General features: G+C 57.8%; 6 protein-coding genes and 1 pseudogene. 3 read left to right on the forward strand and 4 right to left on the reverse strand.

Annotated elements, in window-relative coordinates:
- Positions 1-218: 218 nt before the first annotated feature.
- Complete coding sequence (locus GGD66_RS11075; RefSeq protein WP_183257717.1) at positions 219-392, reverse strand: hypothetical protein; 174 nt, start codon at positions 390-392, stop codon at positions 219-221.
- 480 nt (positions 393-872) lie between these two features.
- Between GGD66_RS11075 and GGD66_RS11080 the strand changes: the two genes are divergently transcribed.
- Both GGD66_RS11080 and GGD66_RS11085 read left to right on the forward strand, forming a co-directional pair.
- Positions 873-2,276 (forward strand): carbohydrate porin, encoded by a 1,404-nt coding sequence (locus GGD66_RS11080; protein WP_246788831.1) that lies wholly within the window; start codon positions 873-875, stop codon positions 2,274-2,276.
- Positions 2,277-2,594: 318 nt separating this feature from the next.
- Positions 2,595-4,406, forward strand: a complete 1,812-nt coding sequence (locus GGD66_RS11085) for a hypothetical protein (protein WP_183257719.1) — start codon at positions 2,595-2,597, stop codon at positions 4,404-4,406.
- Positions 4,407-5,589: 1,183 nt separating this feature from the next.
- Here GGD66_RS11085 and nolL read toward each other — a convergent pair.
- The 3 genes and pseudogenes from nolL to GGD66_RS11100 all read right to left on the reverse strand — a co-directional run bounded on the left by nolL (position 5,590) and on the right by GGD66_RS11100 (position 11,977).
- Positions 5,590-6,676 (reverse strand): annotated as a pseudogene (nolL, locus tag GGD66_RS11090) (nodulation factor fucose acetyltransferase NolL).
- Between the two features lie 661 nt (positions 6,677-7,337).
- Positions 7,338-8,966: a hypothetical protein gene (locus GGD66_RS11095; protein WP_246788832.1), complete on the reverse strand. Its 1,629-nt coding sequence runs from the start codon at positions 8,964-8,966 to the stop codon at positions 7,338-7,340.
- 1,289 nt (positions 8,967-10,255) lie between these two features.
- The gene (locus GGD66_RS11100; RefSeq protein ID WP_183257720.1) at positions 10,256-11,977 is read right to left on the reverse strand and encodes an NEL-type E3 ubiquitin ligase domain-containing protein; all 1,722 of its coding nucleotides are present in this window, start codon (positions 11,975-11,977) and stop codon (positions 10,256-10,258) included.
- 693 nt (positions 11,978-12,670) lie between these two features.
- Between GGD66_RS11100 and GGD66_RS11105 the strand changes: the two genes are divergently transcribed.
- Entirely contained in the window at positions 12,671-14,497 is a 1,827-nt protein-coding gene (locus GGD66_RS11105) for an NEL-type E3 ubiquitin ligase domain-containing protein (RefSeq protein WP_183257721.1), read from the forward strand.
- Positions 14,498-14,632: the final 135 nt, after the last annotated feature.

Raw genomic sequence — 14,632 nt, forward strand, 5'->3', positions numbered from 1 at the left:
TACCAATTCCGGCAGGTTGTTCGAGATGACGGGCTCGTGGCAAGCGTGACCAACGAACGCCGCGCACGTCAAGGATTCGGATGCAAGAAAGGTTGTGCCGCCCTCACGGCAGCCAGCAACTGTTCGCCGATACCCGCCAAAGCTGCTCGATGGCCGATTCCTCCGGTCTCCTGGGCCGTCACGTTGGATGTTGTGGTGAGGTTGCCGCGCGCGCAACTTCAAGCCTGGCGATTGTCTCGTGTTTCGCTGACAACGATACCGCTAAAGCGCTTCTGGAATCCAAGCCTCTTGCACAGCTTTCCGGTAGCTGCCGTTTCGCCCAGAAAGCCGCCTTCGATGCAGATGCGCGACACCGCCAGACCCGCCTGACCCACAGTGAGCAGGGCGGACATTCGCAATGTTTGGTGGCCAGGACAGCATGCCCTCGCGCGCTCGTCGTGAGCATTTGCCGAGGCAGTGCCCTTCTCTGGCTCTCGGCGCGCCGGCGTTATGCACCAGCAGAGTTTCGGACCAGATCATCATCGCGCCGCGGGCTGAGAGGTTCAGCAAGCCTGAGTGGTCCTCTTCGGATGGATCGTGTTCTGGCTCGTCCCACTCGCCCTCGGACGCGAAAACGCCGGGACCTCACTTTGAGCCAATCACGCCGCTGTTCAATCTATTCATGGCCGGCAGACATGGACTCGAAGTACGCCATACGTGATTGCCTTCTTGCGACGAGCTCGCCTCGGACAAATTCGGCTACGGCAGCACTTTCTTTCAATTTCAGACCAAGGGGAAGGCAATTTGGGCTTATTATCGCGCTTTCGCTAGCGGCTTGTCTGGTCGGCAATTCCGTACTGGGACAAACCGCGAGCGGACTTGATCCTAGTTCTATGGATCAGGCCAGCAAAACAGGAAAGACCTCCGATCGGGCCGCAAGGCTCCGGATCGACCTGATCCGTCAGGCAATCCGCCCTCCTGCTCCGGCGCCAGCAGCAGGTCCCGGAGTGCCTTTTGAGAAGCGCGGCAATGCGGGCAGGGGTGCCCAGACGAGACCGCAAAAGACGATCGATCCCTTCGAAAGGTACGACAAGCTGCGTGAAAAAGGGTTGTGGTTCAGCATACCTGGCCCTGCGGACACGATTGGTCAGGACAATGACGGCGTTAGATCGGCGCTGGCAGATGTCGGCATCGGCTACATCGGCTGGACGCACAACAGCTTTGTAAACAACCAGCTGCCGAATGCGGCCAGAAGCACTATCGCAAACCAGCTTTATATGGGCCAGAACCCGACCTTCGCGTCGGCAAACTTCATGATCGTCACCTACGATCTCAGCCGGTTTGGCATTGCCGACGGACAGATTGTCGTAGGAGCCGAGCAGCAATACTGGACGTGGGATCGACCGGGACCAGATCGAGCGGGAATCAATACGCTCGCCTACTACCAGACTTTCTTCGACAGGACGCTAGAACTCAAACTTGGCTACCTCAGAAACCAAAATGAGTTCACCGGCACATTGTTTGGAGGGATTACGGGATCGAACATGTCTGCCTTGTTCCAGGGAGGGATGAGCACCAATGCTGCGCCGACGCCGGCGGTTAACTTGAAGTTCAATTTTGACGATCGCTTTTACAACAAGGTCTCCGTCCAGCGCTCAATCAGTCCAGATGGTGCCTATGCCCACATAACCGAGAATCCCACCGGCTTGAACTGGAGCACGGCCAATGCGGGCATCCTTCTCGTTGACGAAGCCGGCTACAAGAGCAAGGCTGCTGCAGGCGTATCCGACACGTGGCTGCGGGCGGGCGTTGGTTTGAACAGTAGCCGCTACACGAATTTGGCGGATCCCAAGCAACAAAGGGAGAGCGGGAATAATTTTCACTACATCGCTGCGGACAGGCAGCTCTGGCAGATTGACGCGAGTGGGACACCGTCTCGCGGCATCTATGGCGGCTTCTCCATCATGGGAGCTCCGCCTGTCCTCAACAAGATCAGCCAATATTACGAGCTTCGTCTTTATGCGAAAGGGCCCTTTGATAGCCGGCCCAGTGATCTGATTGGACTCGTTGCTAGCAAGACGAGCTGGAGCAAATTTGCGGTGGATGCTGCCCTGGCTAAAGGCCAGCTTGCGCATCGTGATACCACGGCAATCACCGGAACATATACCGCCCATCTTGCTCCGGGAATATATGCAGGCGTGGGATTATCATACGTTCATAACCCCACAAGCATCACGCACACGCCCCAAACTGAACACGCGCTGAATGTGTTAGTGTCTACTTTGATATTCTTCTGATCATGGCAATCGCCCCTCTGCTCCCACCTGCTCGTGACGCATGGGACCTGAGCTTCGCCATCTCTTTGAAAGGATCTGCGCCAGACGAGCCGGTTAGGTCGGATATGAGGGGCGCCAGCTAAAAGGATTATGGAAAAGGACGTCGTTAGTTCTCCAGGGAAATTGGGCGGATTGTTAAGGAGAAAATGTCCGATCGCCGTCATTTCCGGGGTTGGCCAGCGCGAATAACCTCCCGTACGGAACCATGGCCAGGTCAGGTTCTCGAAAGCTTGCCCGACTAGGCAGACCTGTTCAGGTGATCCTGGAGGTGAGGTTAGCGTGGACCCGCAAGATCTTGATCCGTTTAACGTGCCAGCTCGGTCGCAGGTGCAGCACGACGTCTCGCAAGTGCCGCAGACAAGCCAGGCCGGACAAGATGGCTTTGAGCAGCACTTGGCTGAGGCAAGGCGGGCCCAACCCACTCCCGTCGGCGCTGGAGGCTCCTATCCACATCTATCTACAGAAGACCGGGACCTTATCGATAGGGCGATTGCTCAATATACGGCTCAGAAGAACCCACAACCGAACACGGTCAAGCTTTATACTCAGGCACTTCGTCGGCTGGCGAATGATCTTCGCGCCCGTGGCCAAGCGACTGATCTAAGGGACCACCAGTCCCTGGTTGATCACCTAGATACTTACTTTCCGAAAGACGCCCTCATGAAGACAGGCGTAAGCGTGCTTCGTGCGTATCATGATTCCGGTCATTTGGTTTCTCGCGGGCGACCGCGCGCGCTCCCCTCAGCGAAAGACGCATCTAACGATAGCCAGCAATCCCCGGACGAAGCGATGGATGCACGTGCCCGGAGTAATCTTCTGGCAAGCGAGGACGCCACCATCAATCATGAACATGACGCAGCTCAATCGAGAGCAGCGAAAAGACAGAGGACGCTGAACGATCTGGAAGAAGTTCTCGTATATCGGAAACCGAGCGCAAGCACCGCCTCGGGAGGAAGTGGCGGAGCAATGCCGGTCGCTTCAACGGGCGTCATAATCCGGGGGCAGTGGGACAGGCGGCCTCTTTATCCCGAGGATCCTGCCGATATCTTCAGGCTTGAGGAAGCGCTTATTGAGGGAGGGACGGCCGCCGTTACGGCGAAGCAGCATGCAGGTTCTCTTATTGGCTATAGCCGTTGGCTCTTCGCAAACAACAAGCCAAGCATTGTTGCTCGGCTAGACGGCAAATCGCTGAGCGATGGCAGTGACGTGCGCGAGTTCAGCGGTTCCTCTAATAGCAACAGACTCGTTATAGCATTAGAGCATCTGCGGAACTTTCGGTCGACGGGCGTAGTCGTGCCCATCGTGCGTCCGGGGCGCACTCGCGCTAAGCTCAATCCTCCCAACGTGCCTCCAATCAATCCCGAAACCGCGTCACTGACGGACCCGATACGCATCGACGGCGCCGCTGAGCAGCACCGCGCGTTGCAGGTAGCTAAGCGGCAAGAGGAGCATCAGGACTTGCAGGAAAACCTACCCGTCCCGTTGGCGTCGGCTCTCCTCCAAGGACAGCTCGCGGTCGATCCAGAGCAGCTTCCTCAGGAGCAGCTTCGGCGCGGACTGGACCATCTTGATGACGAAGCAATCCCTCTGCCAGTTCCCGTCCGTTCAGAGGAGGAGCTTCAACGACTGGAAAAGAACTTGCACGACGAACTTCAGGGACGATTGGAGGATCATGCAGCTCCTTCGTTCTTCATTGATCCGGAGGAGTTTACTTTCGATCCAGACCAGTTCTCTCCAGCGGAGTTTCGGCGGCTGCTGGAGGATGAAGACGCACAGGAGGTTACCGAGGGGCGAGATGATCAACCCGCCACCTCGGCTTTCGTTCAAGGGCAAGTCGCATCCGATTCGGAGCAGCTACCTCAGGTAGATCTTCGACGAGTACTGGATCATCTCGATGATCAACCCAGCGACTCGCCAGTCTCCGTCCCTCCAGAGGAGCTGCGGCAACTGGAAAAGGACTTGCACGACGCGCTTCACGGACGAGGGGATAATCACCTTGCCGCTCCAGCGTCTATTGATCCAGAAGACTTTGCTTGGGATCTGGAGCAATTCCCTCCAAGTGAGCTTCGGCGCATGCTTGATGATGAATAAGCAGAGGAGCTTTCAGAAAGCCGAGATGATCAACCCGTCCCGTCCGCCTTCGTGCAAGGGCACATCGCGATACGGGGTACCGCCAATTTATATCGCGAAGGTCTCCAGCGAGCCTACCATGATTGATGGCAGCCTTGATCGACTACCTTCGTCTAAGCTGGTTGCCGATCTAGGAGAGACTCGAATGGCCAAAGGCACGCATTCGTTGCACTAACAAGAAGGACGGAAAGAACCTCACGAAAGGATCACACACGTCGGCGGACTAAACCCCGACGGAAACGCAGCGGAAGCGATCCATCGATCAGGCAATCAAAGACATCGAGAGCGGCGAATGGGAGTTCTATGTCGAAGAATACGGCCGCACGGTTGATGTGGTGTGAGCCACTCACGACGGACCCGACAATGTCCTTTCGCTACTAGTCGAGTGTCGCTGATGATCGCCGGTCCGCACTGCGCTCTCAAGGGGGGTCTGCCCGATAGGTAGGCCGAGCCCCTCCCAGATACCAGTCAGCGCCTTGCGAGCGTGAAGGCGGAATGCGCGGGATGCCCCCCGAACGCATCCTCGGGCAACCTCAAAAGGCGATTGCGTCGGCATTTGATGATGGCCCCAGGTTCATCTGGTCAGCGCGTAATATCCGCCCCGAGCGCCTCAGCTCGGCGGGCGAACGCTTGTCCCGTTTATGATCACCGTCCACTTCGACCAAAGTGGAAGTTAGCGGCAACGTGATTCGGCGCTTTGTCGGCCCTGAAAAGCGCTGTCCCTACCACGCGCCGCTAACTTGGGTGGGCTGCCTTGCCATAGCAAAGCTACCACCTCGCCTTCCCAGGAGTGTCGTCAAGCTCCACGGGCTGCGAATTGTAGCGCCAAGAGCGCTCGTGGGATGCCTACCAGGATTGGTGGCTGGCCTTCACTTCATGAAGGAGCGCGATAAAGTGAGGTTTGGCCGCAGAAGATCGGCACAAGCACATCAAGATGACACCGTGCTTGCGAGCAGGTCGGCTGACTTTGCCCCAGCCTCATGCTCCTTCAATACGCGATAATCTGTCTTCCGGGAACCTGGCGCGCTTCATTTGTCCGTCCTTTCTTCGGGCCGTCCCCTAACTCCTTCCGGAGCAAATACTCAGTCGCAGGTAAAATCTACGATGGCCTGCGAGAGCCTTTCTGACCAGACTTCGGTTACAGCTACTTATCGGCAGGGCTGGTTCGACAAACGAAGGAGCGGGGTGGCACTCCGAGCATGAGCTGGGACAGATAAGGAATGTCGCGCACGGTCCAGCGAACCGCAAGCGCGACGGCAACAATCATTGCCCCGAGAAATGTAGCCGCGGCCGCCCTCGTTGTGGGGCTCCACAATTCTCCATACTGTATCGAATCCATTAGACGGAATACCGTACCCTGGATCAAGTACAGCACCAGCGTGCTCGGTCCCAGTTTCGCGGCGATAAAGCGGACCACCCGATTTGAGCGGCCAATATTCCATGTTCATCACCGCTGAGGCAGCTGCTGAGCCAAGAAACATCAGAAGCACATTCTTTGCGGACTGCAAATCCTGGACCAAAGCAAGATTGTTGTAGACATAAGTGTCATTGCGCCAGATCAGAAAGCAAATCATCGCCACCATTGAGGCAGACATAATCAAGAACGGCCCCTGAGAGCGCACTATGCTCGTCCACCGCTCCGACTGCGCAAATGCGAGTCCCAAGCAGAAAAACGGGTACGTATACTTTATGAGAGGGAATATGGAAAAGGTCAGAGGTGCGAGGACGACCAGAATGACCGATACCAAGAAGACCCAGGACGAGGAATGATTGAAGATCGAAATAGTTTTGGCGAGAAGAAAGCAAATGAACGCGGCCCAGACGAACCAGTATGTGCCGGCGAAATCATTCAGGAACTGCAAAACGTTGTCTGCTGCGCCCGCCGGTCGGGGAAACACGGTCAACTTTAATGTCTCCAGGAGAGAGCACCAAAACAGCATAGGCAACAGGAGTTGCATCGCACGATCGCAGATGGCTTTCGTGAAGGGCTTTCCCGTTAGCGCTCGGCAGGAAAGATAACCGCTTATCGCCATAAAGAGAGGCATGTGGAACATGTAGATCCATTTGAAACTTGCCGAATCCCAAAACCCTTCATTTCGGTAGAGGATATATTGGATCAGGTGGCCGACGATCACTAAAATAATGAGCACTCCTTTGGTGAAGTCCAAAGCGAGATCGCGATCGTGCGCTGTCTCAGGCATGACCTTTCCTGTTACATGATGTATCAACATCGCGCCACGCTTTTCCAATTAGCCGAATACATAGCTCGCGACAAATCGACCTGTCCGATGACGGCGGAGACAATCGCCGCTCGAGTCTGCACTCCAATAGCTGACTGTGCGATAAAGACCCAAAGGAAAGGGGAAACGAGCTATACGATGGTTTATCGATTTCTTTCCCACCAACCACTGAGCGGAGGAGCTGTTTGAAAGTCATCGCGAGGAGTCATTCCATAGCGTAATAACTGAACTGCGCATGAAGGCTTAAGCGTATGCACGTTGCGAAGTAACACGCCCGCCGAGGATTTTAGCCCATCGTTACGAAAAGAATTCGTCAGCAAACCGTTGTCTGGTAGCCATGTTGTTGGTGTTTGTTCCGTCGGCTGCACTCCGCGCTGTGCTCCCTCGATGACAAACGCGCTCGATCTGCAGGGCTCGCTGAGCGAAGGTTTTCAAGACAAGAATTGGCGAGTATTTGTGAAAGGATCAGGGATGCAGAAGGTATCTTAGGGCATGCACCAAATTCGTAGAAACCAATGAGCCTGCCTGGTTCTACAAAGAGGAGGCTGCCCGGTTCAGTCCGTAGACGCATCTCGCCTGCCAACAGCCGCGTATAGAATGCCTCACGCGAGCTGCCCCGCCGAAAGACGGGGATTGCTGCCCTGCTGACTCTTCAGCCACGTTCAGGGAAAATGCGAACGCGTTGGCGTCCCTCGCTTTCCACCAACTCGCCCCTGTAAGGCACTCCGCGGATCTCGAAATAGGTCGGCCGCCCAGGCTGGGGCATGATGCGCTCGCCTTCCAAAACGCGCACGAGGTAAGACGACAGGAATCGCTCCCTATGCTCCCAGCCGCCCCGGATAAGATAGCCAAGATCGACTGCACTTTCCTCGGTTTGCCTTGCGCTTACGATTGGCGGTGGGCGATGCAGCGACTGGGATGGCCCGGCCTCGTTCGTCCCACCGGCGCGCGGGTGATGAATCAGGCGAACATCCCTGCGACCGCCTGGTCCAAACGTAGCCGAATAGAGCTCACCGTTGATCGCAAACTGACTTGGTCCGAACTGGTTTGGCAGCAGATTGATATTGCCCAGGACATCGATCAACACGTCTGAAGCCGCCTGCGAGCGGTGGCGCCAGCCGGCGCCAACAATTGTGCCGATATCCCGTAGCTCCGGCGCCGCCGTCGGCAGTCCTGCGAACGACGATGCGGCTGCAAGCTCAGGTGCTGGCGTAGAGTCCGCATCGTCACGCAAGTGGTACGGCGTTGACGGGTCCACATCGACGAAGGAATCGAGGCCGGCATAGATGTTTGACGATTGGGGCCGAACTGACGACGACGATGCGGGCTCTTGCATCTGTTGCCCAAGCCAGGCCCATGCGCCCTGGCTTGGGGTAGCTGGAGTCGCAGGAAGTTCGACTGGCAGATCAGCCTGGGCGGCCCAGTGCGGCGCTGGAACCGGTGACGCAGGACCGTGGATTTGCTCCCCGAGCCAGTCCCAGGCTCCGGTGCTCGGCGTCGCTGGCGTTGCAGGAAGCTGCTGTAATGAGGCAGCGTGTGCCCCCCGGTACGCTGGCATCGATGAGGCGGGCCCGTGCATTTGCTCGCCAAGCCATTCCCAGGCTCCCGCGCTCGGCGTTGCCGGCATTGCGGGAAGTTCCTGCGGCGAGTGAACCTGCCGAGCACCTTCCGCAGACGGTTGACCAGGGTCCTGAGGAGGCAGCAATCCGAGCGCCCTGTTCGCCTCCAGGATTTGCTCGTATTGGCCAAGCTTGACCAGATCAGCGTTGATCTTGCTGTCGTCGGTATCGTGCCTGTACTCCTCGACATCCTGAGCGAGCCCAGCGGTGGACAGTCGGCCGGCGATCGGTGGCCGGTCATGCGTCTGCAGCCACTCACTCAGCCTCGACATGCGGCGAGCTTGTCTGTCGATCGTCTTCGGGTCGATCCTGCCTGTCGCCTTTTCCGCCGCCGCCCACATGCCGATCAGGGTTGCGTCCGCGCCGTGAGGAGCCAGTCGGCGGACATCGGCCGCCAGGGCGTTTCCGGCACCGACCTCACGAAGCTTCTTCAAGGCGGCCTTGATGCGCCTGCCCCGGTCCTTTGCGTAGGTATCGACATCCTCATCGAGCTCAGCTTCCAGCTGGTGGTTTTCCACATCAGGATTTTCCAGCTGCGCGTTTTCCAATTCCCGGCGAATTCGATCCGCGATTGAGGGCCTGCCGGCCGCGCTCAGGCGCGCGCTCAAATGGCGCAAATCGGTTGCCGCATTCTTGATCGTGCCGTCGCTGAGGTTACCCATCGCCTTGTTTCTGAAATCTTCGATGAGCTCCTCATCGGCGGCAGAGACCCCGCGCGTCCGGCCCGGCTGCCTTCATAATCAATTCGTAGACTCGTCGGAAAAGAGGGCTCAGATTGCCCCGCCTCGCGCGAGGACTTTTCACTGCCGCTCCCTCCAAGGGCCTTGCCGATTCCGGACTTGAAGCGTGACCATAATCCGCGGCTTTTTCCGCCCTTGGTCGACGCAGCAGGCTTCGCGTCCGGAAAGGTATAGCGTGCGCTGCTGAACAGATCATCGCGCAAACTGGATTGCGGCACTTGCGCCAAAGCGGGAAGCTGAGAGCGAGGAATGTCTACGCTCCGGCGCGTCGGGCCTATTGAACTCTCCCTAAATGCGGAGTGTGGCGGCACCCGCATCGACCCACCTAGCTCATCCCGCCGGACTGCTCGTCCGCGTGCGGTAAGAGCCCGATCAGGCGACGTTGATTTGGTTTCATCAGAAGGATCGAGGTTCAAGCCCTCCAGCCGCCTTTCAAATTCACCCTGCTCGGAGGGATTATCCTCTCGCTGCCCATTTCGCCCCTGCAAGGCAGCGTACTCCCGCATCCAGGCTCCTGAATTCAAGAATGGGTCAACCGGATCCATCCTGCTCTCCTCATGTTTGTATTGGCAATGCAGCAATCCGCACGGCCGGCAGCAGATCGTCTAGCGAGACACGATTCTCGATTGTTGTAGCTGCAACCTTTCGAAAAGCTGACGAGATCTGGACATTGCTGCGCGATTGACGGCCTCTCGTCCGGCCGACCGCTTGGCGACAGGACGGGTGCGCTCCCGCTTTTCCGCACCTCTTCGCCGGGCCTATTCCAGTCGACGAGATATCAATGGATCCCCCCTGTCGATCGTGAGAGGAATTCAAGCATCACAGCGGGGACCACTCAGCCTCGACAAGGATTATCGCGCAGTCACAGATCAATTAAGCTCCGGCCACTCCGGCGAGCTTTGTCTTGAACGTCAACCAAAGCGAGCTGGTTCGCTGCGGTAGCGCCTATGGAAGAACTCCTTTCACCGCCGCGCCACCTTGGTCTTATCAACAACTTTCAACTGGAAGCGCTCGTCCCGACGAGGCTTTCGAGCGGAGCACACCTCGCCTTGAGTCCCAGCTTTCATAGCTCGGCAACACCGAGAGGAACTGATTGACGCAGCGCGCCGTCGAAGCGCAAAAGCTCCTTGTCAGCGATTGGCGAGACTGCAGCATCGATCTTTGGCTTCCGCCGCAGAGCAATGATAATATACCTGCGGCGGTTTGCGACTTCATAACTCGAGGCCGCCATTGGCGGCCAGCACGCGGTGCATGACCTCGCGTTTAATCTCGCTGGCGAGCTCGTTTCGGATTTGGGCTCCGAGCACCCGCTCGGCATCCGGATCGCCTAGAAGACCGTGCTGGGCCAGTCGCTGATCCAAGCGGGTTTGAAACTCCTCGCCCATGGCTTCGACGAGCCGTTCTTGCATCGCTTCATATTCATCAGGAGCGATTCGTCTCAGCACCGTCTCCCAGGGTTGCCAGCGGGTTGCCATGTAGTCGGTAAACTGGTTCGCTTCTTGCTCGCGAACCGAATCCAGAGCGCGCGCCGCATCGTCGGACGTCACGTGAGAAACCGTCAGAAAGCGCATGTCGGGGGCGACGTGGATCAACTCCAGCGGCTCGCGCAGAAGATGTTGATAGGCCAAGTAGACTTCGACGTCGTCTAGGTTCGGGTGCAGGGTGAGGAGCGAGTTCACTCGGTCGCGCGCGATCCCGTCCAGCGCGTCTAGGCGGAATGCAACGCGGCCGCGCTGGATCAGTTGGTCGAGCCTATCATCATACACCCCCTCCTCCACGTCAGCATTGAGGCGCGCGGTCCGCATACCGTTCCAGTGCAGGGTAACACGATCCTCGCAACTGGCGTTGGCTTCGGAAGCCTGTGTGAAAAACTGTTCGCGCAATCTCGGATTGGCCGCCGCCTGCCGCAGATCATCAGCCACGGCTTGCCGAAACTCGGCACTTCCATAATTGATGGTACCGCGTAGCCGATCTAGGAACCGGGCGTAGTCTTGGGCGCCAGGCTCATCCGCAAAGTGCAGCCATTCGGCTGGCGCCGCCGGATCGTCCCGCAGCCAGTGCGCGGCAGCCTCGTACAGAGGCAGCTGCCCAAGATGCGGTGCCGCAAGGCGAACGCGGACCTCGTCCGGGAATGGATTATCGCCGAATTCGACGTTCTCCAGCGGATAGCTCAAACTTCCCGGTAGGAGATGTTCTGGGAGGCTGGTGAGCCGGTTACCGCTGAGATTGATTGATTGAAGCCAGTTCGGAAGGGTTTCGGGGAGGTTGGCCAATTGATTGCTGCTGACATCGAGTTCAACAAGACCCCATGGGAGGGACTCGGGAAGCTCGGTCAGCTGATTGTCACTGACCGACAGCGAGGTGAGGCTGCTTGGAAGAGCCACGGGCAGGCTACTCAGTCGATTGTTGTTTGCGTTCAGGATCCCCAGCTCCGCTGGGAGGCTGTCTGGGAGACTGGTCAACCTGTTATCGCTTACCTCGAGGCGATAGAGGCTCGCCGGAAGAGCGTCCGGCAAACTGGTCAATTGGTTGTGGCTTATAAGAAGCTCGCGGAGACCAGGTGGAAGGCTTGCGGGCAGGCTACTTAGCTCATTGTGCATGGCGCCGAGGTTCAGTAGCCTCGGCGCAAGGGCGTGGGGCAAAGCGGTTAAAGACAGGGATGACAAATCGACCGAGTTCGAGCGCATGTTATCCGCAGCCCTGATTCGTGAGCGCCCCTGTCGCCTGTTCTCGGCTTCGCCCTGCCCCTCCTCGGCAACCCAGTCGTCCAGGATTCGCGCGCGCGCGGAGGCCGGGGTCCGATATCCTGTCAAGCTTTCGACCAAATTCGCCAGGGCACGGTTGAAGCCGCCGATGTAGCTTTCACGCTCCCCTTCTTCAAAAGTGTCCGGGCTGGAACCTGCGCTCCGCGGTGTCTGTCCTGTGTCCACCATTTCTCTCCATCATCAGAAACTTAAGGAATACGCCTGCCGCCGCGCAATGCTGCGAAGCAGGAGTTTGCGCGCTGGCGCAATAATCATTCGAGCGGGCGCACGTGCGACGCGTCGACCCACTCCTGGACGAAGCGACAGCTTCACGGTTCGAGGCGGCGAATGGATCGATGCGGCTGCAACGTTTCCTACCGTTCCGTTGATCGGACAGATCTAGAGGACCGCCAACGTGAAATCGTTCTGCCCCTATTACGGCCACCTGTCGATTAGCTGACGGGTCTCGCTGCAAAACACAAAAGTTGGACGATTTGTTACCCAAGGAAAAGACCAGCGTTGCACCGATTGCCTTACCCACATGAAAGGACCGCTCCGGAGTTGCGCGTTCGAGCGACTGCCGGTCTTCCTTTTGACGCACTCAACCGAAAGAGGCTTCCTTGGCTGCCATTGAGATAATCCACCGTTGCCGCGATGGGGCGCGATGTTAAGCCGCCGCTGCGTCGGTTAGATGCCGAAACGTATAGATGGGAGATAACTGCCCGCGACCGCGATCGATTTGTTGTACCGAAGTCATGTCGGTTTCGAAGCCATCGGTACCCTTGCCGCGATAGGTCTGTCAGCTTGTCGAAAGATAGATGCCCTAAGTTCTGGACGGAGTTGTCCCGGGCCGGGTTGGCTCGGTGTGGTAAGGAAAGTGGAATGGATCCTTTTGAGGCAGGACAGATTCAGCGCCGCGAAAGCATTTCTTCTGCATCTTCCGGACAAGACGCGGGGGAAGACGGGGGAGCGGCACAGTGGGATGAAGTCGTCTCGGGCTTCGCATCGAACACTGGGCATTCACCCCATGGGGCGGCTGAAGAAGACGAGGCGCTCGAAAATTGGCTTGCTGAACAGGAGGTGGGTCCCCTCGAGGACCGGGAAGAAGCGGCAAGGCGGATGAATGCGCTGGGTGAAGACGCCATACTGGATCTCGAGTCGCTGTCCCTTACCAGTCTGCCCAGACTTCCAAGCCAAATCGTTGTGCTCGATGTGCCCTTCAACCGGCTTACGAATTTGCCTGACGAACTTCCTGCTTCGCTCCAGCGTCTCAATGTCAGTGGCAATCACCTGAGCAGCCTGCCCGCGCTGCCAAGCGGGCTCAGAGGCCTCGACGTAAACTCCAACCGGTTGGAGAGTCTCCCTACCGTGCTGCCTGCCGGGCTCCAGTTTCTCTGCGCCAACCACAATCGGTTGCCGAACCTGCCCGAAGGCCTCCCTTCTTCACTGCGATTTCTCCACGCCAGCCACAATCATCTCACAAATCTGCCAGAGCTCCTTCCTGCTACGCTCGAGTTTCTCGATGTCAGCGAAAACCAGCTGACGGAGCTGCCTGAGACTCTCCCCGCTTCGCTCGAGTTTCTCGACGCGAGCCTAAACCAGTTGACTAGTTTGCCCGAGGACCTACTGACGGGGTTGGGCGCCGGCATCACCATAGTGCTGACTGAAAATCCGCTATCCGAGCACGTGCTGACGGACCTGAATACAGTCCTAAGCGCGGAGAGTTATGCCGGTCCGACCGTCCACCTTTCGCGCGACGACGAAAGTGTAGCGTCCGGGACAGACGATGAGCAGGCGGAAGCTCTCGCTGAAACGGTTGCAGAATGGCTCAAGAGCGATCCACGGGAGGGCGATCGGGAGGTGCTCGCCGCTTGGCAGAACTTTGCAGAAGAGCCGGGCGCCCGGGAGTACGGGCTCTTCCTCGGCAAGCTGTTCAATTCCGTCAACTCTAGCAATGAAGGATTTCGGCAATCGGTGGCCAATGATCTGCGACAGGCGACAAAAGTTCCGCAATTGCGTGCGCAGTACTTTCAACTGGCGTGGGATGCCAACCAAAGCTGCGAGGATCGTAGAACTTTGACGTGGAACGGCATGCAGACCGCGCGCCTCATCGCAGAAGTCGAGAACGGCTTCTATGACCACAAGGCACGGCTTGCCGATCTCGTCGATTTGGGGCGTGTCATGTTCCGCATGGACGCGCTCGAGGCGATTGCGCGCGAGAAGGCTCACTCTCTCGGCTCGGCTGACGATGTCGAAGACATCGAGGATATTGAGATCTTCCTTGCCTATCAGAACAAGCTGCGCGAGCGGCTGGGCCTGCAACACGTCGCGCCGGAGATGCGCTTCTTTGAGGTCTCCGGCGTCACCGACGCCGACGTTGACCGCGCAGAGACATCCGTAAGGACCAAGGAGGCGGTTGAATTTGGCGACTACTTGGCAATGGACTGGCAGCCTTGGGACGATGTGGTGCGTCGCATCGCACCTGAAGACCACGCCAAGGCGCAGGACCAGCTCATTGATGCAATGGGGAGGGAGTTCGACAGCAGATTGGAGCAACAGCTCGCCGACCAAGGATTGACCGGGGCTGAAGCTGACCTGGTTGAAGATGCCAAGCGAGCGTTAGGCCCCGCAATTCGCAAAGAGATCGCCCGTGAGATCAAGGGGGCTCTTAGAGACAAGGTGCTCAATGAGCACGGCCTCACCCTGTGAAGCGGCCTTTGCCGTAGAATCTGTTTTTCTGTCGCAGTTCCTCTGGTGGAGAAGCCAGCGTTGCTCCTGTTTATTATGGTGCCAATAGATGCTGGTCAGCTAGACGCTTGGAGCAGACTGGCTGCTAACTCTCTA

The sequence above is a fragment of the Bradyrhizobium sp. CIR48 genome (assembly GCF_014198315.1).
Lineage (GTDB): Bacteria > Pseudomonadota > Alphaproteobacteria > Rhizobiales > Xanthobacteraceae > Bradyrhizobium.